The organism is Mycoplasmoides fastidiosum, from assembly GCF_024498275.1.
Lineage (GTDB): Bacteria > Bacillota_I > Bacilli_A > Mycoplasmatales > Mycoplasmoidaceae > Mycoplasma_N > Mycoplasma_N fastidiosum.
Genome location: NZ_CP101809.1, coordinates 1,123,219 through 1,143,874, shown reverse-complemented (window position 1 = coordinate 1,143,874; position 20,656 = coordinate 1,123,219). Strand labels below are relative to the sequence as shown.

The window sequence follows — 20,656 nt, the reverse complement described above, 5'->3', positions numbered from 1 at the left end:
GAGTTTAAGTTATGCGTAAAAAAATGAAACAAAAATGACTTGCCCTATCAGGTTTATCCACACTAGGAACCGCAATTGTTTTATCAGCGTGTGGAGTTAATGCTAACAGCAATGATGGCAGTTTAATTCTTGGTAACTACCAGTCTTATATTTCTCCTTGATTAGAGAATAATTTAGGTCAGAAATATAACATGAGCTTTAACTATTTCAACACTGCAGAAGAAGTGCCTTCACGTTATCGTTTAAATAACTATGATGCTTCTATTGTTTCTAGTTCAGTCTTAGAAAATTTAATTAAAGTTGATTTAGTAAAAAAACTGGACTGATCCTTTTTTGGTATTAAAGATAGTAATGGTGATTTAATTACCAATGCTACCCAGGCCTTAACCCTGTTTACAAAACCAGTTCAAGAAATCTTAACCAACATTTATACTCGGGATGATGGTACCAAAATTAATTTATTGGACTATGGAATCCCTTATTTCTTACAAACTTTTAATTTTGCTTATCGGGGCGAAGCTATTCCGGCTTTACACGAAAATGAAAAAGATTTGAAATGGTCTGATATTCTTAAAGCTATTAGTGAAAACGATCGGTTTAAATCCCGAAACAACATCCCTCAATTAGGTGTAGTTAATGACCCCCGCACTTTATTGTCAATTGCAAATTTAATGAATCCTAACACCCTTGGAGTGAATCCAGATTTAAATAACGGAACAATTGCGAATTTAGAATCAGCGTTTGATAATTTTACTCGTAACGGTATTAATCGGGGCATTTTAGGAAATAATCCGGTGTTATTGAATGCCGATTCTACTGTTATTGTCAACCAATTAGCTGCACCAACTGCAAGCCTAGGATCTTCTGCTGGAGGCTTCATGTACAATGGAGATATTTTATTTACTGCTAATGGTGGGGATAATCAAACTGAAATTGATGGGGATGATTTACACATTGTCAAAAATCAAGCAACTCTTTATGCTTTAGACCTAATCAATTTTTCTAGTCAAGTGCCCGAAACTTTTACAAACAATAAACCAACTGCAGGATCTAAATTAGACCGATTGTACAAAATGGCGCGCAGTTTAAGTCTTGAAGGTAGTGACACCACAGAATCCATGTTGGCTGAATCTGAAAAAGATGAAAATTTGACTGCTGCAAAAAAAGCAGAATTAGAACAAGCAATTAGTAATAACTGCACTGAAAATTGCATTAGCTATGATGCTAATCTGATTGATGGTACAGCCGATGATGATGGTAAATACATTTATGGACCAATGATTAATTTTAATTATGTTCAGTACACTCCGGTGCTAACTAAAATGTACAATGAAATTTTAGGTGTTCCTTTAAATCCTGAAACAGCAGAACCCGATCCAGCTGCAGCTGGTGCAACCGGTACTGATGCAGCAGCAAATTCTGGAACCACAACCACAACTCCACCAACTTCAACTGATACTACACCAGCTGTGGATCAACCAACCGTTAAGATCACTGATGATAATGTAACTTTAGAACAAGTCGAACAGTTCATTGAAGACTCTTACTTTTATGAACCACCAACTGAAGTTTTCTTTGGACGAAAAGAAAGTGGAAAAACTGATTATAATAATCTAAACGCATCTAACTGAGAAGATTATTTAAGTTCAGCTAATTTTGATGATGGTTCAGATGCTGAAACCGATCCAGCAACTGTTGCAACTAAGAAGTTAGTTGTTACCGAAGCTACTTTAGTCGAAAAAAGAACTCCAGTAGAAAATGGAGCCTTAGTTCATAATTATGTTCGGGTTAGCTATGAAATTCAATCAATTGCTAATCCTGATGAAAAAGAAACTCACACTCAAGAGTATCTATTATCTCAAACTGCAGAACAGCACTTAGCTGAAGCAATCAAACCATTAAAAGAAAAAGCGTTATTAATGGCCAAAATCTTGATCATTAATTATTTTCCAGAAATGAATAAATTTGTGGAAAAAGACCTGCCTGATATTTTACGAAGTAATTTATTGATTGCTTTTAATGAACTAAAAAGTGCATGGTAATTTTTGCGGCTTTAGATTAAAAAGCAAATTATAGAAACCAACCCCACCATATGCGGCAAATTATTTTAGGGATCGAAACAAGTTGTGATGACACCGGAATTGGATTAGTTGATCTGAAAACCGGTTTAATTGGTCACAATAAATTTTCATCCGCTGAAATTCAAGCCAGCTATGGTGGGGTTGTGCCTGAAATTGCGGCTCGGGTTCATGCTGAACAAATTATTCGAGTCACCAATCAAGTTTTAGTTGAATATAATATAACAGTCGCTGAAATTGTGGCAATTGCTTATACCCAAACCCCTGGATTGAAGGGGTGTTTGATGGTGGGTGGTATTTTTGCTGAAACTTTAGGTTGGATATGGAATAAACCCTTAATTCCCTTAAACCACTTATATGCCCATATCTTTTCTGTGGGGATTAATCAGCCCCTAGTTTTTCCGTTTATGGCTTTAGTGGCTTCAGGAAAAACAACCTCATTATATTTGGTCAAAGCATTAAACCAAATCGAATTATTAAACGCAACTGTTGATGATGCAATTGGGGAATGTTATGATAAAGTGGCTCGAGTAATGGGGTTGAATTATCCGGGTGGTCCCAAAATTGATGCTTTATTTGATCCCAACCTGCAACCAGCTAGCTTAGCCCAACAACCCCAAGCCAAAAAACCCTTTAGTTATTCAGGGATTAAAACCGCTGCAATTAATTACTGACAAACCACTAATTTAGATTGTGACTTATTAACGCGTCAAAAATATTTAGCAACTGCTTTTCAGACTTGAATCATTCGTTCACTGGTTAACAAAATTAATTTTTATATGCAGGCGCATGATTTAAACCGCATTGCCATTGTTGGCGGAGTTGCTGCAAATCGTTTTTTACGAGAAACTTTAAGCAATTTAAATTATGAAGCGCTTTTAGTGAATCTAGAGTATGCAACCGATAATGGTGCCATGATTGCTTATTATGGTAGTTTGTTGTACCAAGAACAAGAAAAAAATCAAAAAGAATAACTTTCGTTTATGAATTGAAATTTTGATATTAGTAGTGCTGAATCAGTCGGTCGAGGCCATCCTGATAAAATTTGTGATCAAATTGCTGATTTTATTTTAGATGAATGTTTAAAACGCGATCCTAAAGCTAAAGTTGCTTGTGAAGTATTGGCTTCTAATCGTTTAATTGTCATTGGGGGCGAAATTACTACTTCAACTTATGTTGATGTAGTTAAAGCAGCTTGAAAAGTTTTATTAGACTTGGGTTATAACGAAAATGATTTTACAATCATTTCTAATGTCAACAAACAATCAAGTGATATTTCTCAATCAGTCATTAAAAGCAGTAACGAAGTTAGTGCAGGAGACCAAGGCATTGTCTATGGTTTTGCTTGCAACGAAACAACTGAGCATTTGCCATTGGCATATGTACTAGCAACCAAAATTATTCAACAAACAACTAAGTTGATTAAAACCAAAAAACTACCGTGGGCCAAATATGATATGAAATCATTAGTAAGTTTACGTTGAGAAAAAACTACACCGATTTTAGACTCAGTTATTTTTTCAATTCAACATGATGAAAAAGTTAGCAATGCCAAAATTATGGAAGATATTCAACAATTAGTTTTTGATCCGATTTTTCAAAAGGAATATCATTTAAATGATAATTACCGACGGGTTATTAATAGTTCTGGTCGGTTTATTATTGGTGGACCCATTGCGGATACGGGCTTAACTAATCGCAAATTAATGGTTGATTCGTATGGAGGTTTAAGTTTACATGGCGGGGGAGGATATTCGGGTAAAGATCCTTCTAAAGTCGATCGTACAGGGGCCTATTTAGCCCGGTGAATTGCTAAAAATTTAGTGGCTGCAAAAATTTGTGATTGGGTTGAAGTTAAGTTAGTTTATGCTTTAGGCATTGCTCACCCGATCAACATTAGTTTGCGTTTTAACCAAATGATAAAATATAGCCATGAGCAAATTTTAGCAGCCATTCAAAAAACTTTCCCGTTAGATCTAAATGATGTGATTCGGGAACTAGAATTGTTAAAACCCCAATATTTTGCTTTAGCCTGTTATGGTCATTATGGTCGTCAAGATCAAAAGAATCGCTGAGAATCAATTGATAAAGCTCAGGAATTAATTAAAAATTTAAATGCATAATTATGAATGCTGAATTATTAGAACAACTTCTTGGTGAACTGAAAACCAAATTAACCCAAGCTCCCAATTTACAAGCAGCAATCGAAGCAAAAAACTTGTGATTGAAAAATCATGTTTTATCTTTACAAGCTAATTTACGGAATTTAACCCCAGAAGAAAAAAAAGTGATTGGAGGATTGATTAACCAACTTAAAGACGAATCTAAATTGCTCTTTGATGAAGTGCGTGACCAGTTTGAGCGTCAAAACTTTACTGTAATTAAAGCTGATTTAAGCATTAAGAATGAAGCAATTACTGCGGCTTTACCTCACTGGGTAAATGAAATTATTGCCCGTTCTTGTGAATGGTTTGCACGGATGAATTTTCAGATTGAAACAGGGAGTGATGTTGTCAGTTATCAAGAAAATTTTGACTTATTAAATATTGGTCCTAACCACCCTGCACGCTTAAATTCGGATTCATTTTATTTTGATGACAAAACAATGTTACGAACCCATAATACAGCTCACACCGCTAAAGTTTTATTAGAACAAAAGAATAAAGGTGAATTACGAGTAGTCACTTTTGGTGATGTTTATCGAAATGATCCTGATGATTTTACTCACACTCATCAGTTCACCCAAATTGATTTTATTTGGGTTCAAGAAAAATTATCATTAGCTAATTTAAAATGAATGATTAAAAACTTTTTAGATTATGTTTTTGAACGTGATATTAACCTACGGTTTCGTCCATCGTTTTTTCCATTTACTGAACCATCTTTTGAAATCGATATGGCATGTAATAAGTGCGAGCAACAAGGTTGTTCTACTTGTAAAAAAACCGGATGAATTGAAGTGTTGGGTTCAGGCATGATTAACCAACATGTTCTACGCAATACAGGATATGATCCAACTAAATTTAAAGCCATTGCAGCTGGTGTTGGCATTGAACGTTTAGCAATGATTAAATACAGTATTAGTGATATCCGAAACTTTTTCAATAATGATGTGCGCTTCTTAAGTGAGGTGAAAAAATGTTAATTAGTCGCAACCTTTTAGCGCTTTTACAACCTGCTATTACCAACATTACTTCTGAACAACTAGCTGAAGCCTTCATCAAAGTAGGAGTTGAAGTGGAAGCGGTTTATGCGCACCAACCAATTAAAGAAATTTATTTTGGTTTAGTTAAGTCTTGTCAAAAACACCCTAAATCCCAAAAACTTTCTTTATGTGAAGTAGAACTTTCTACTGGAGTAACTAAAACAATTGTTTGTGGAGCGGCTAATGTTCGCACTGGTTTAAAAGTTGTTGTCGTACAACCAGGTGCAGTTTTACCAAATGGTTTAGCAATTCAACCTCGTGAAGTTTTAGGTCAATTATCTGATGGAATGATTTGTGCTTATGATGAAATTCGGGGAATTGATAAAACAATTTTATCTAATGGTAATGATGATGAAGGCATCATTGAATTAGATGCAGATTTTAATTATCAACAACCATTCAATCCAAGTGTACTTGGTTTAGATGATTGAGTTTTTGATTTATCACTTCCTTCTAACCGACCAGATTTACACTGTGCTTTTGGTTTGGTGGTTGAAATTTCCCAAAAACTCAATTTAGCTTTTAAGATACCTAGTTATGAAGAATTATGAAGCAAGGTTAATGACTTAGCTAGAACCGCAACTTTAAAAGTAGTGAATAACCAAAAAACTAATGATGCAGCTTTTTTTGTAGAAATCAACCAAATTGCAATTCAAAAAAGTGATTGAAATTTAAAAAGCTTAATGTTAAATAATAATTTAGGATCAATTAATAATTTGGTTGATTTGGGTAATTTATTAGTTTTATTATTTCAACAACCCGTTCACTTTCATGATGTAGAAAAAATTAGGGATAAAACCTTAAAAATTGATTATGCAACTAATCAAACATTCACTGATTTAAACCAAAAAAATTATCAATTATCTCAAGATGAAATTGTTATTTTAGACGGAGCTGATCAAGTTTTGGCTTTAGGAGGCATGATTGGTTCAGATGTAACTAAAATTAGTGATACAACTACTACTTCTTATTTAGAACTAATTAATTTTCAAGCTTTACCAATTCTGAAAGCGAATCTTAAATACCAAATCAACAGTCTTTCTACGATTAGTAATAGCAGTCAAAAATCGAATTATTTATCGTTACTAGCTTTAAATTTCATCATTCAAAAATTATCAGCTAATTATGATTTAAAACTAGCTTATGCAGTTGCTAAAAAACCCGAACCACGAATTATTCAATTTAATCAAATTTGATTAGAAGAATTTATTGGTCATCAATTTAAATCAGAAATGATTATTGATCAATTAATTAAATTAGGTTTTACCCAGCAAAATGATCATTTAATTGTGCCAACTTGAAGATTAGATTTGCATGACTTTAATGATTTAGCAGAAGAAATCACTAATATTATTGGCATTAATGAAATTGCTTTCACCCCTCCTGTTTTAGTTCCGCAAAATAAGTTAGATCTTGTTCAATTTGAGAATTGGAATCAAATAAGACAATACTGATTACACAAAAATTTCTTTGAAGCTAAAACATATAACCTCCAAAAACGCAACGATGTTGAAAAATTTAATTTCATGCATACACCAATTTATGCTGATTTAAAAAATTACAATAACATTAATCGAACCACTTTAAGAACTCATAGCTTAAGAGAATTACTAGAAGTGGCCTTAATCAATTTATCTAAACAAAATCGACCGGTTTCTTGATTTGAATTAGCGAATGTTTTTGCTGATGACTCATCCCGATTGGGTTTAAGTGTTTTAGCGATTCCTGATGTGATCAGTTTCCCAATGAATCAAACAAAATTAAGTCATGATTTATATGATTTAAAGACTTATTTATCTGAATCATTAAATTTATGTCATCAGCAAATTAATTTTAAAGGGATTGATGCAGACAAATATTTAACTGAAGTTTTTGTTCCCGAAAATACTAATTGTATTGTTGATGGAAATGACCAAATACTTGGGTATGTGGGACAGTTAAATTATGGTTTTTTAAAAAACCAAAAATGGAATTTAAAACAAGTTTGTTACGGCGCATTTGTTTGAGTTGACCGTGGTGTTCCATTAAAAAGAACTGCACCAGTTCTAAGCGAATACCCTTCTTCATTCCGAGATTTCTCTTTCAGTCTTTCACTTGATGCGCATTTAAAATTAGGTGATTTGATTCAACAAATTTATGAAATCACTAATGTTGTCGAAGTTAATTTAATTGATAAGTATGTTGATGAAAAAACAGAAAATAATTACTTATTGACTGTTCGATTAAATAATTTATCTAAAACTTTAGATAGTCAAGAAATTGATACCGCTTTTAATGACATTGTTGCAATTTTTACAAACAACAATATTAAATTAAGATAAAAATCTCCAATAAAAAAACCAGTTGAATCATCAACTGGTTTTTTTATTGTATTAATAACAAATTATTGTTGGAACTGAGTTCTTCATCATGACAGAGCTCCAAATACTCCCGCATAATTAGATGATTGGGCTTTTAGTAATTTGGTTTTAAATGGAGTGTTGGCTAGATATTGGTTAAAACCATCGTGAATGGCTTGCAAATATTTATCTTCTAAATTAGATAAACCACCACCAAAACTGATTGCATCTAAATTAAGAATAATTGCTATTGAACCTAAAAAATTGCCAATTTCAGTTAAGTAATTATTTAATTCATTTTTAAATGCAGAATTAGCTGCAAAATTTTGCGCTAATAATGCGGTGTCTTTCATACTGAAATTATATTTCTGTTTAATGTTTTGATAAAAACTAGAAAAAGAAAATTTATCATCCAAAGATAAATTACCAAATTTTAAATAACCAATCTCTCCACCCAATCAGTTATGACCAGTAAATAATTTTTTATCTAAAATAATTCCTGAACCAATACCAGTGCCAAAGGTAAATAAGGCAAAATTATTAACATTAACTAATTTATCAAATTCAAAAATAGCTGCAGCATTGGCATCATTGATTAAAGTTAATTTCAAGTGGGGATATTTGCTAATTAAGCGATTAAAATTAATGTTTTTAATTCAATTATTTTTTTCATTAGCAAAAAAAATTTTGTTGGTTTTGCTATTGACAGCTCCCATTGAACAAATGGCAACACCTAATAAATTATTCGAATAATATTTATCAATAATTTCTTGCATTTTGATTTCTAATGTTTGCGGATTAGTCGGAATACTTTTTAAATGATAGTATAAATTTTCATTCTCGTATAAAGATGCTTTGACACTAGTACCACCAATATCAAATAAAATAAATTTAACATTGATTTGTTTCAGGTCTTGGGGATCAGCAGTAATTTTGATCATTTTATGTGTGCTATAATTTAATTTCAATCTAATAATTATAATACGCTAAAAATATTTATGCTTTTGAAGTATAAACAAGAAGAAAAGATTTTATGAAACGTCAAATTAAAATTAAATTAGTTGATTTTGATGATGAAAAAACTAAATTTCAATTAGAAGACGATGCATATCGAGGTGATTATTTTTTCATCGAAGATGCAATTAATGATTTAGCTAAAATTGATCAAAAATTTTTTTATCGTAAATTAAAAATTACCGAAGAGCAATTTATTAAAAATAAAGAAAATGAAATTGCTCCACAAATTATTGATAAATTTAAACGAAGCAATGAATTTTTGGGTTTGCAACAAGAAAATTTCAAATTAAAAAATAATTTAGAAAATAATAAAAAAAATTTAGAGATTTTAAAAGAAAATTTCAGAAGAGAAATTGAAGACCAAAAAAATCAAGAAATTGCTCAATTAAGAGAACAAATTGCAGCATTAAATAATGAAATTAAAAATAGTGAAGAAAACAAAAAAGTCAATATTGAAAAATCAGTTGCTGAAATTAAACTTCGATTAGCAAATGATTATCAAAAACAATTTAATGACAGAATAGAAGAATTAAGAAATAAAGATATAAAAGAATTTGAAGAAAAATTAAATAAAAATACTAACGAGCGATTAGCACCGTTAAGAGAAGAATGAGAAAGAATACGCAACGAACTTAATAGCAAAATTAATGAAGATGCTAAACACATCAAAGAACTAGAAACAGCCTTGCAAAGCCGTGCTAATTGAGGTCGCAATATTCAAGCAATTGGTCAGGATTTAGAACAATATGTTAAAGATGAATTTGAAAAATATTTTCCATTTGCCAATGAACAACATAATCAACCTAAATTAACTCCGCAGAAAATTCATGAAGAGGGCCGGGCCGATTTCTTATTTGAATGTTTCGATGACGAAAAGAAACGATCCTTGTCAGCGGTGATCGAGTGTAAAACAGAATCAGAATTATCTGGAAGTCGCACCAAAAATTCTGATCACTATAATCAAGTTTTAAGGGATGCAGAAAAATTAAAAACAGATTATGCAATCTTAGTTACTGAATTAGAAAAAGAACGTAATTTTAGTATTCTTGAAGTTGTGCCTGAAAAAATTCACCAAGCTAAAATTAAATTATTTATTATGCGGCCAAACTTCTTAATTCCCTTTTTACAATTAATGACTAAAATTAATGAAATTAAGAAAAAATACAACAAGAAAAATTCTAAATTTGAATTAGTAGAAAATTTTGATGCTAAATTTCAAGAATTTAAAGATAGCATTCTAAAAAACCAAATTCGTCATATTACATCAGAATTCGATGATATTGAAAAACAAACTAATACTATTATTACTTCTGCTAAAAAAATCCAAGAGGAAAGTTTAGAACGAATTAAATCTAAGTTTATTCAAATTACTAAGAAGTTTAATGATTTTGAACCCAAAGTTAAAAAATATATAAATAATTTAGAAAAAAATAATATTACAAACAAATCATTTAATAATTCAGAAGAAGAATAAATAAAAAAATACAGAATCAAAAAAAGCAACCCAAAATTTTGGGTTGCTTTTTATATTTGTTAGTTAAATGTTACTTAAAAATAGAGAAAAGGCTACTTCCTAGTTCTTTCAGAATTTGACTTACACTAGGAAAACTTAGTTTGCCAAAATCAATTTTCGGTGAAATGAATTTCATGTATGTTGATTTACGCATATCAATTTCTGAACTATACTTACCATCTTTATGTTCACCAAATTGATTAGAATTTAAAGAATAAGTGGTAGTGATAATATAAGGATCTAAACTAACAATAGTTGAAATAATAGATGTAATTAAATTTTTGATTGTGGGAGAGTTATTAATAATATTGTTAGCAGATAAAGGTTGATTTAAAAGGTTGTTAAAAGCTTCAAATAAAGGAACTTTTGTAATAGAAATTTCTGGTTCAACATTGGAGTTAACCGGATTTTCATAATATTTTTTAGCAACATCTTTCAATTTCTGAATTAGCTCATCATTAACATCATCATTGGTTTGGATTGTATTAATGATTTCATCATATTCTTTATCTCGATTATCATTTTGAATGATTGTACTATGGTCAGAAAGAAAATAATTATACCCATCAGCCTGAAGTTTTTCAGCGGCATCTTTCCAAATTAATTGTAATTTTTGCGGGTGTTTATAATCAGTATTCGAATTGGCGACTTCACTAGTTGGAGCAAGGGCCACTAAACCTTCAAGGTTTAAATCAGAGTTAATAATGAAGTGTTGGGGATTTGATCCTAGATTAGAATAAAGCGGAACTTTGTTAATGGTTTGGGGCAATTCATAGAAAGCTTGAGAAACCATAGCACTAATTTGGGAATTAGTAAATACTAATGGAATTTTTAATAAATTTTTAACAAGGGTTTCTACTGGTCTATCAATTTTTGGATTATTGGAATTTGATTCGCTTTCAGTTGATTGATTTTTTTGAGGTCGAGGTTGATAAGGTAAAAAGAAAAAAGTTAAAGCTTGCAACAAAGATTTTAAATCACCTTTTCGTAATTTACTAATAACTGAATTTAAAGATATTAATCCTAAAATACTAGTATTATCTGCACCTAATTCATATTGATTTAATTTTTCTAAAATAGGAATGACTACCCCATAAAAACCAGATAAATCAGTAGTAGATTTAACTTGATCAACCTGTCAACCAAATGTGTAATTAGATGCCATTTTTACATCAAAAGTTTTAGGCATATAAAATAATAAGTTGCCTTTATCAGCTTTGTAATTTGTGCTGATATAAGTACCAGCAGGAATTTTTAAATCATCTAATTGCAGATCATTAATTAGTGTGGAAACAATTCCATCAAAGGCATTACTGCCTCCAAAAGAAAAACCAAATCCTTTTAAAATTCTGCCTAAATCAAATAACTTACTTACGTCATATGTAATTTCTTGATCCTTATACTTGACAGTTCCTTTTAAAGGAAAGTTTAATTCCTTTTTAAAAGTAATTTTTTCAGTATACTCCATTGATACTTTAGGAATATTGGGATTGGTTAAATCAATTTCAGGATCTTTAATTCATGTGACTTCAATATCTAAATTATGATAAACATATGAAGCAAGATTATTGTTTAATAATGCTTGAATGAAAGCATAAATTTGTTCTAATGGCGGTAATGATTCATTTTCTTGGACAGAAAAAACATTACTTAAAACATCTTTTAAAGCGCCAGGAATATTGAAATTAGATAATAAAGCATCATTAGCTGCTTTTGCTTTATTTTTATAAAGTAAATCTAATAAAGAATAATTAATACCATCATTACCACGAATATTTGGGGTGATGAAATATTTTAAAATGTTATTAATGTCACTGCTTAAATTAGAATAATAAATTCTTCTAAAATTAATGGCATCATTAGTTAAATCATCTTTTAACTGTTGACCAGTTAAACCACTAATTTTTTTCATTGCAGCATTATGCAATGATTGAAAATCATAATTTTCACGCACTCGAGTGTAATAAGTATTCAGTGCAAAACTGCGGTATGGCAAAATTTCTAAAGTATTAACAGCACCTGTACTAGATTGTAATTGAGCATCAGTAGGGGTTGAAGCCGTTGCGATTTCTTCTTGGATGGGGGTTTGCTCAGCTCCTTCATAAATAAATCGTTTGACATAATTCACATTAATGTCCATTAAGTTTTTAGGATCAGTTAATTTCCATGAAGAAAAATAATTACTTACTCCACCTTCAGAAGTATTGGTATTTTTGTACCATGGTTTAACTTCTAATTCCGCGGCTCGAATACTAATTTGCGCGCGGGAATTTGGCGCAATAGTAATGGAGTTAAAAAGATCAGCAAGAGTTTTGCTACGATTCACTAATTCAAAACTGAAAAGAAAATTTTTCAGTAATAATTGGTGTTCAGATACTTTTTCTAATTGAAAATCTAATTTCAACCCTTTAAAATCAATATTTAAATGTGGCTTAGAAAACGCTAAAAATTTTAAGTTATCCAAAATATCATTACGAATACTTTCAGCAGATAACTCAGCAATGATTTTTTGATAGGCAGCAGAATTTAGTAAATAATCTAAATCAATGTCCGCATCAAAACCATGGAATGCTTCAATCAAACCATGAATCGGTTCATAGTTGGATTGTTTATAAAAATTAGGTGAAAATTCTAAGTCATTTAAATTAGTTCAGTTGGAATCAGCAGTCAAAGATTGAACTGATTGTTGGTCTAGCACATCAGCAAGCTCGGGCTTTTTCAGTTGGCTGTGATCAGTATTATGAGTGATTGTTGGTGCACAAGCAGCTAAAACACCACTAGCCATAATGCTAAAAGGGGCAACTGAAAAAATCTTGAAGAAATGGTTTCTTCTTAAATAGACTTTATTCACTGGGATTAAAAATCCCCAGCCAAAAATTAGGTATTAATTTTTAGAACTAGGGAATTTTGATGATAACAACTTTGCAAAGCAAACTATATGAGACTATAATTTTACTCTTTCCATGAAGAAATAGCTTATTTTTTCTGAAATAATAAAATTAAAAATTGTGGATAATTTTTGTTAGAGATAACAAAAAACCATATCCTTGAACAGGGATATGGTTTTAATTTAAAGCAGATCAAAAATTTTTATAGACCGTTGGGGAATAAATTAGTTTTAATTCCTTTATTACTATAAGCCCGAGCTAAAGCATCTTTGTAAGAGTTTTTCTGGTCTAATCCACCACCAAAAATTAAGTCATAGTCAGCTAAATAATAATTGGGAATGTTGTTATACAAAAAACGTTCGCTTTTTAAAACAAATGATAATCCAGTATCAGATTTATCCCAGTCAGAATAATGAATTGAAACAATTTCGTTTTTCTCATTAATAACCATTCCACCCGAAGATCCGCCCCGCATTGCATCGTGACGAATGGCATAAGATAAACCGCCTAAAGTAAGCTTTTCACCCCAAAACTTCAGGTTTAAATTGTTCATGCCAATTAAGTTATCATTAATTCCTTCATGATTAGTGAAACTGGATAACACTCGCACATTTGCAAAGGGAGAGCCCTGATTTTTAATGTTTTCAGGTAACTCAGGATGTAAATGACCGTTTTCTTCGGGATTTTTATTGGTTGCAACATGCGGATAACTGGTAGCACCACCAGAAGGATAACCTGCAGAATAAAAATCAGGAGATTTCCATTTTTTAGGTGGTTGACTTAAATAAGATTGCTTTAAAAAACTAAATTTGTGTGGTTCAGCAACATAATCTTGGGTAGCTCATTTAGCTTCAGCTTCATCTTTAAAAGTGGCTTCAAAAACAGCGAAATCAGCAAATTCTTCAAGGGAGGGATCAAATTTATCAGGAAAGAAATCATGGGGTTTAGATTTTAAGAAATCCCGACCAGTGAACAGAATTTTCGCATCTACACTAACTTCTTTAGAAGAATTGGGATTAGCATAAGAAGGACCTTTATTTTCCATTCCCAAGGCTTCATTAAACATTTGGCCTCCACCACCAATGCTGCCCACAGGATAAAACCGTAATTTGGTTTCTTTAGTGATGATATTAGTTTTAGGATCATACTGGTACGGAGCATATGATGATTTAGAACTTAAAGCCCGGATAACATGTAAGTTAGTAGCATAATACCAAACAGTAGGATACTTACTAGAATCAGTTGGAATTTGATAATCTAAAATCCAACCGGTGCCCCCATTATCACCAACTTTTAAATCTAAATCATCATTGGTAAAACTCCGGTTTTTGTCACCGCTTTCGTTTTCATACCAGTTGACAAAGTTTAAACTAGCCGAGTATTTTAAAATTTTACGATAAGTTTCATTTGGAACGGTGTTTTCAGAATTAGCATTGACTTTAGTATCATATTCCTCAGGCACATTACCTTGATAATCCCAATCGTGAAATTGAACACTTTTGACATCAGTACTAAATACCCGGTTAAGCGTATTGTATTGTACACGGGGAGTTGACCGGGGAATTTGTTGGTTATTAATTACGTAATTGCCATCAACAAGCTGGCGGCTAAATTGATCTTGAAAATTAGTTTGCCAGTTAGCCGGATAATCACGAGCAACATGATAATTTGGTTTATTTTCTGCAGTAATTGGTAGGTAGTTATACCGAAATTTAGTTGGATCATCATCAGTGATTTTGCCACTATATTCGATTGAACTTTTCCTAGGATGAACTTCTGGATCAGGTTGAACGTTATTGTTGTCTGAAGTATCAGGACGAACTAATTTGGGCACTTTTGGGGATTGAAATTCGGGATTAAATTCTTGTGTAGTCGGAATACTACTGTCAATTTGGGCACAAGCACTAGCCACCAAGGACAATAAACTTAGGCTAATGAATGTTTTTTTGGATCAATTTTTCTTAGTCATTTTGGTTCATACCAACGGCTTCTTGAATTTTAGAGCTACTTTTTATTTGCTTCTTGTCTTATTAATTATATGAAAAACTACAATCTTTAGCAGTGAAATTTTTTTGCACCCAATAAATATTGGGGGGAAAATCTAATTTCCAGTTGGATTTAAACTTAAAATTAAAAAAGAAAACCAAGCCTGTTAATTCGGCTTGGTAAAAAAATAATTGATTTTTTGAAATTAGTGATGAGCTGTTTGGGCAATTTGATTTAACATTTGGTCCAATTGTTCATACCGAGTTTTTAAAGCGTCAAACTGGGTTTGATCAACCGCTTTTTTACGACGCAACAATGACTGTTGTTGACTTAATTGTTTTTCAACTTTTAAAATTTCACGAAATTCTGCAGTTGTAGTTGTTCAAGAAAGATTAGTAATACGATGATTATAAGCTTCAGAACGGGGACGGAATAGTTCAACAATTAAGGATAAACTATAACCAAATAATGAAGTGGCAAAGAAATTAATGATTGCTAAGTAAGAAGAATTCAAACCAACTCGAGCAGCTGGAGGAATAAAACTTTGGGTCAGAATTCACAACGGTAACACAATTAATGAAGAACAAACAATGCCAATGAATGTACCAATGCTGTTGGCTCGTTTAGTAAAGATGCCTAAAATAAAGACGGCAGCTACAGGAGAACCGAATAAACCAACAATGCCTAAAAAGTAATTAATTACATCGTCAATACCTGTATGAACAAATGATAAGGCCAATGCAGTACCAAACAGACCCGAAATTAAAACAATGATTTTAGATCAGATCAAACTCCATTTCTGACTCATCTTGGTTCAACGTTCAACAAAATCACTCATAATCGAATTAGATAAAGAACTTAAACTAGAAGAAATCGTGGATTGAGAAGCAGCAAAAACTGCGGAAATAATTAATCCAGCAATGCCTGAAGGTAAAACTGAAACAACAAAATAAGGTAATAATAAATTAGTTGCATTTCGTCCAGAAGCAGTAATAGTCTGAATTGCTTGAGAATCATCAACATTTTGATTTAAAGAACTGTAATAAGTATATAAAACACTACCTGCACCATAGAACAATAAGATGGTAATAAAACCTAATCCAGCATTAATTCATAGAGTGCGGTTAATATCAGCAATATTTTCTTTGGCTTTATAACGTTGTACCACATCTTGAGAACCAATGTATTGGTATAAAGTGTTGAAAAGATTGGAAATAAAAATTAAAGGAATTCCAATCATGGTCAAACTAATTTTTCATTGACCAGCATTTAAAATAGCTTGGTATTTTAGTTCAGCCGCATCCCATTTAGTGTATGCTAGTCCTAAAATAACCACTAAAGCGATGCCAAGAATTAAAACAATACCTTGAATAGCATCACTTCATAAAACGCCTTTCATCCCTCCGAATAAAGTGCTGAATAAAACAACCAGACCCATAATTGCTACCAGCAGATAAGGACTAATATCGACAAATAAAGAAAGCGCAGCAATCGGAATATACATCACGATTGCAATTCGGAAAATGTGAAAAGCAATGAAGAAGGCAGAAGAAATAGCCCGCAACGCGTAATGAAAACGCTGTTCTAGGTAATGATAAGCACTAGTTGCTTTCATGCGACGAAAGAAGGGAATGATGTATTTAATTAAAAACGGAGCTAAGACAATGATTGTTAATTGCGCAAAAGCTCACATTCATCCGCTTTGAAAAGAAGTGCCGGGAACAGCTAGATAAGTAATAGAAGAAAGGGTGGTGGCCCAAATGGAAAAACCCACAACCCAAGTTGGAGTTTTTCCACCACCAGTAAAGTAGTCAGCTGTATTATTGAGTTTTTACGTCTTTGTCATCATCAGAAAAAGACTCCCATTCCCAAAATGATGATTAGATAAATCAACATGACTACTCAATCGGCAACTGATAACGTAACCTGTTTTGTTGTCATAATATAAAAAAATTATTTAGTTTAATTTAATAAAAGAAAAGGAATGTTTTAGCCTAAGTATTTAGTTTTTATTTCTTGGGCGTATTTTTTTAATTCGTCACTATCAATTAATTTGAATGGTTTTTTATTAACTCCAGCATCAACACCATCTAATTGCATAATTGCTTTCAGAGTTTGCATTAATCCTTTAGATAACAAAGCATTAATATAATCGTTGTAAATGTGTACACGTCGGCGTAGCAGATCCATGTCTTTATTATTAAAAGCTTCAATAATAGAACGAGCTCCTTGGGCATTAACGTTATAAGTAGAACCAATAAAGCCCCGGGCCCCCAATAATAAACCAGCTGATAAAGCCTCATCAAAAGCAAACATGAAAATTTTGTCTCTAAATTGACCTAATAAACGTTCAAAAAAGTAAAGATCAGTTGAACCATATTTAGAACCAATTACGTGTTTAATATTTAATAATTCACCAAATTGTTCTAAAGTTACTTTCCCACCAGCTAGTTGGGGTAAGTAGTAAATAAACATTGGTAAGTTCGATGCTTTAGCAATTTCTTCATAATAAGATTTCACTTCTTCAAAAGAAAAATTATAGTAATAAGGAGTAATTGCAGAAATCGCATCATATCCTAGTTGTTCAGCATATTGAGCTAATTCTTTAACTTCATCTAAATTCAAGCTACCGATCTGAGCGATTAGAGTAATTTTACCTTTAGCTTCTTCAGCTACGATTTCTAATACCCGTTTTTTATCTTGGGGGGTTAGCAATAAAAATTCCCCAGTTGATCCGGTTGCATAAATTCCATCAACCTTTTGGACATTAATTAAGTAGCGCACAATTTCGCGCAGACCATTTTCTTTAATTCGACCATTCTGGTCAAATGGAGTAATAAGCGCCGGAAAAATTCCGTCAAATTTTGTAGTATTCATTTTTTATTTAATTAAATTTGTTATTCAATAATTTTTTGTAAAAAAGTTTTAGTAATAAACTGGGGACGAGTAATTGCTGACCCAACCACCACCACATCAACTCCTAAATCTAAAACAGCTCGAGCATCAGCAGGGGTGTTCAATCCCCCTTCAGCTACCAAAATCACGTTTTTATCTTGAGAAATTTGCCGACACCACTTAATGAATTCATAATCATTTGCGGTGTTAGACATATTTTGAGTTTCAGCGGTATATCCTCGCATGGTTGTGGAAATGATGTCAAATCCTAAATTAATGGCATTTTCAATATCTTCTTTATTAGAACAATCCGCCATTAATAATTGGTGGGGGTTTTTATGCGTTTGAAAATGTTGCACCAATTCAGTTAGAGTTTGGGCGGGACGTTGACGTAACGTAGCATCGATTGCAACAATATCAACATTAGTTTGAATTAATTGGTCTAAGTCTTCAATAGTGGGAGTGATATAAACATCAGATCCAGAATATTCTTTCTTAATTAGGCCAATAATTGGTAAATTAAAATTTTCAGCCATAATCTTTTTAATGTTATCGATTTGACTGGTTCGAATTCCTTGAGCTCCGCCTAAGACTGCAGCACGTGCGAGTTTTAAAACCGTATCACCACCAAAAAGTGGTTCACCTTCAACAGCTTGACAAGAAACGAAAAATTTATGTTTTTTCAGATCAAACATTATTTCATCTTAACCTTTACGACAACTTTTTTTAGTTTGCGTAGATCACCTGTATATTTAGGAGTGTGACCTTCACCAGGTAGAAAAATCAGAAAATCTTCACGACGGGGTTTAAAAAAATTGCGGTGATCATCAATTTCAAATAATTGATAATCATCAGCAGGTACATATTCGCCTTTGGGTTTACCCATTCGAGATTCATCGTCATAATAAAACATTTCATCATCAACTGCAACTTGAATATCAGCATAATGGTGGTGTACTTCGTGTTGTTTGGTTGTGTCATCATATGAATCAGCATTTAAAACAATACAAAAAACTTCATCACCTTTAATTTCATGCTTGCCTAAAGGAAGTTGATTAACGTCTTGTTTGGCTAGTCAATCAATTCCTAAATCAAGATTAGGGTGGATACCCAAATATTCCTTAATCTTGCTTAATTTGCCATAAATCATTGGAAAAGTCCTTGGAATAATAGTGAAAGGAAGTCTGATAATGGCACTTCCTCTTTAAAATTATACAGTTAGAAAAAAATATTAATTATTTACCCGAAAAAAAGAAAATTTTTTCCATATATTCAGAAATAGTTAATTTGTAAAGTGAAAAAATTATCGCTTATTTTTTTACACATATCATAATAATTTTTCTATAATATCAAAAGTTTGATACCACTTTAATAGTAGGAATTTTATGTACAAAATCTTAGATATTAGCAATGTTCGGATCTCAGCTAATGAGAAAATTATTAATGATTTTATTAATAATCACACTGATAAATTTATTAGTTATTCAATCAAAAAACTAGCTGAAACTTTGTATTTAAGTATTGGTTTAATTTCTCGTATTGCCGAAAAATTGGGTTTAAAGGTTTTAAAGAACTAAAGAATTTTGTTATCCGCGAACATGAACGTCAAAAACATTATTACAGTGAGAAGAGTGATAACTTTTTAGAAAATGTCAACATTTTCTATCTGCACTCAATTGAAAAAACAATGGACATTTTAGTTCCAGAAACTTTAAAACAAGCAGCTGAAGTTTTAAAGAATGCGAACAATATTATTTGTTATGGCATTGGTTCATCATTAAATGTAGCTAATGAAATGTGTTATAACTTGCAAGTGATTGGCAAGAATGCTTTCTTAGCTAATACAATTCATGATATATTCTTACAAATTCAGACTAACAGCCGGGATAAATATGTAATTTGTTTCTTTTCCAAGTCAATGAAAACCAAAGAAAACAAGTTTCTTTTAAGCTTGTTGCAGAAGTATGGTATTAGTGTCATTCTAATCACTAACAACCGACGATATGTGAGTGAAAATAAGACAATTGTGATCCATTTTTACACTTTAGAACAGAAAACTCGAATCATTGCTTTATCTTCTAAAGTGTCCCAACTGTTTATTGCTGATATTTTGTTACGCAAGATTTATTTAAGTAAAACCGAAGAAGAAAAAAGTGATATTTTATTGGAATTTCATGAGAAATGACAGTAACAAAATCAGATTTATTCTAAATATCTTTAATCATTAATAATTAAAATTGGTATAATCAAAAGCGTACTGGTAGTTATCTTTCTGAGGGGATAATTATTAGTACAACCAACCTTTTTTTAAATATTTATCCTTATTAATAAACTCCCTCCTCTGCGAGCTTTCGTCGGGTTCGTAAATTGTTTGTTAATTAGATTTGTCTCTTTTCAAAAACTCTCTCTTTTTCTTTTATTTTTTCCTTTCGTAATTTTTTTTTTAATATTTTGTTTTGTATTTTTCCTTTTTTTTGGTAAGTTAATTTAAAACTCCTTTTATTAATTTTTTTAATTTTTTTATTTTCATAATATTTACTCCATTTTTGTTAATTTCTTTTATCCTTTCTTTTAATTAACATTTTTTAACGTTTTTCATATTTTTTAAATTTTCAAAATAAATAGTAAGTCATTTTTTGTATTAAATATCAACTTATATTAAATACGTTTGTATTTAGATATATTGTTAAAATCTATTTATTCATTTATTTTTTTACCATACCTCCTTTTATTTA

At 31.5% G+C, this 20,656-nt stretch carries 15 protein-coding genes; 8 read left to right on the top strand and 7 right to left on the bottom strand.

Features of this window, described 5'->3' with window-relative positions; translation table 4 throughout:
* The first annotated feature begins 11 nt into the window (after nt 1-11).
* From NPA10_RS04075 to pheT, 5 genes are read left to right on the top strand one after another with little or no spacing between them, the layout of a single operon-like run.
* Nucleotides 12-2,042 carry a type 2 periplasmic-binding domain-containing protein gene (locus tag NPA10_RS04075; RefSeq protein WP_256547438.1) on the top strand — a complete coding sequence of 677 codons (2,031 nt, stop codon included), beginning with the start codon at nt 12-14 and terminating at the stop codon, nt 2,040-2,042.
* A 50-nt stretch (nt 2,043-2,092) separates the two neighbouring features.
* Nucleotides 2,093-3,052 (top strand): tRNA (adenosine(37)-N6)-threonylcarbamoyltransferase complex transferase subunit TsaD, encoded by a 960-nt coding sequence (tsaD, locus tag NPA10_RS04070; protein ID WP_256547437.1) that lies wholly within the window; start codon nt 2,093-2,095, stop codon nt 3,050-3,052.
* Nucleotides 3,053-3,061: 9 nt separating this feature from the next.
* Nucleotides 3,062-4,201, top strand: coding sequence for a methionine adenosyltransferase (metK, locus tag NPA10_RS04065; protein WP_256547436.1), 1,140 nt, complete (start codon nt 3,062-3,064; stop codon nt 4,199-4,201).
* A gap of 2 nt (nt 4,202-4,203) precedes the next feature.
* On the top strand, nt 4,204-5,223 hold the full coding sequence (gene pheS, locus NPA10_RS04060; protein ID WP_256547435.1) for a phenylalanine--tRNA ligase subunit alpha: 1,020 nt from the start codon (nt 4,204-4,206) through the stop codon (nt 5,221-5,223).
* Nucleotides 5,217-7,604: a phenylalanine--tRNA ligase subunit beta gene (gene pheT, locus NPA10_RS04055; RefSeq protein WP_256547434.1), complete on the top strand. Its 2,388-nt coding sequence runs from the start codon at nt 5,217-5,219 to the stop codon at nt 7,602-7,604. The genes pheS and pheT overlap by 7 nt, the downstream gene beginning before the upstream one ends.
* Before the next feature lie 62 nt (nt 7,605-7,666).
* Here pheT and NPA10_RS04050 read toward each other — a convergent pair whose 3' ends face one another.
* Complete coding sequence (locus tag NPA10_RS04050) at nt 7,667-8,563, bottom strand: ROK family protein (RefSeq protein WP_256547433.1); 897 nt, start codon at nt 8,561-8,563, stop codon at nt 7,667-7,669.
* A gap of 92 nt (nt 8,564-8,655) precedes the next feature.
* Here NPA10_RS04050 and NPA10_RS04045 point away from each other — a divergent pair, with 92 nt between their 5' ends.
* Complete coding sequence (locus NPA10_RS04045) at nt 8,656-10,113, top strand: DUF2130 domain-containing protein (protein ID WP_256547432.1); 1,458 nt, start codon at nt 8,656-8,658, stop codon at nt 10,111-10,113.
* A 70-nt stretch (nt 10,114-10,183) separates the two neighbouring features.
* On the opposite strand, the gene NPA10_RS04040 is transcribed toward NPA10_RS04045, so the two are convergent.
* From NPA10_RS04040 to NPA10_RS04015, 6 genes are all read right to left on the bottom strand, one after another.
* On the bottom strand, nt 10,184-12,937 hold the full coding sequence (locus NPA10_RS04040; RefSeq protein WP_256547431.1) for a hypothetical protein: 2,754 nt from the start codon (nt 12,935-12,937) through the stop codon (nt 10,184-10,186).
* A gap of 305 nt (nt 12,938-13,242) precedes the next feature.
* On the bottom strand, nt 13,243-15,009 hold the full coding sequence (locus NPA10_RS04035) for an MIP family Ig-specific serine endopeptidase (protein ID WP_256547430.1): 1,767 nt from the start codon (nt 15,007-15,009) through the stop codon (nt 13,243-13,245).
* A 222-nt stretch (nt 15,010-15,231) separates the two neighbouring features.
* Nucleotides 15,232-16,800: a sodium:solute symporter family transporter gene (locus NPA10_RS04030; protein ID WP_256547429.1), complete on the bottom strand. Its 1,569-nt coding sequence runs from the start codon at nt 16,798-16,800 to the stop codon at nt 15,232-15,234.
* A 215-nt stretch (nt 16,801-17,015) separates the two neighbouring features.
* Nucleotides 17,016-17,903, bottom strand: coding sequence for an N-acetylneuraminate lyase (locus NPA10_RS04025; RefSeq protein WP_256547428.1), 888 nt, complete (start codon nt 17,901-17,903; stop codon nt 17,016-17,018).
* Between the two features lie 20 nt (nt 17,904-17,923).
* A complete protein-coding gene (locus NPA10_RS04020; RefSeq protein WP_256547427.1) occupies nt 17,924-18,616 on the bottom strand; it encodes an N-acetylmannosamine-6-phosphate 2-epimerase in 693 nt (230 codons plus the stop codon).
* Entirely contained in the window at nt 18,616-19,071 is a 456-nt protein-coding gene (locus NPA10_RS04015) for a NanQ anomerase/TabA/YiaL family protein (RefSeq protein ID WP_256547426.1), read from the bottom strand. Before NPA10_RS04015 ends, NPA10_RS04020 begins: the two co-directional genes overlap by 1 nt.
* 235 nt (nt 19,072-19,306) lie before the next feature.
* Here NPA10_RS04015 and NPA10_RS04010 point away from each other — a divergent pair, with 235 nt between their 5' ends.
* Both NPA10_RS04010 and NPA10_RS04005 read left to right on the top strand, forming a co-directional pair.
* Entirely contained in the window at nt 19,307-19,498 is a 192-nt protein-coding gene (locus NPA10_RS04010) for a hypothetical protein (protein WP_256547425.1), read from the top strand.
* Nucleotides 19,499-19,608: 110 nt separating this feature from the next.
* Nucleotides 19,609-20,112: an SIS domain-containing protein gene (locus NPA10_RS04005; protein WP_256547424.1), complete on the top strand. Its 504-nt coding sequence runs from the start codon at nt 19,609-19,611 to the stop codon at nt 20,110-20,112.
* Nucleotides 20,113-20,656: the final 544 nt, after the last annotated feature.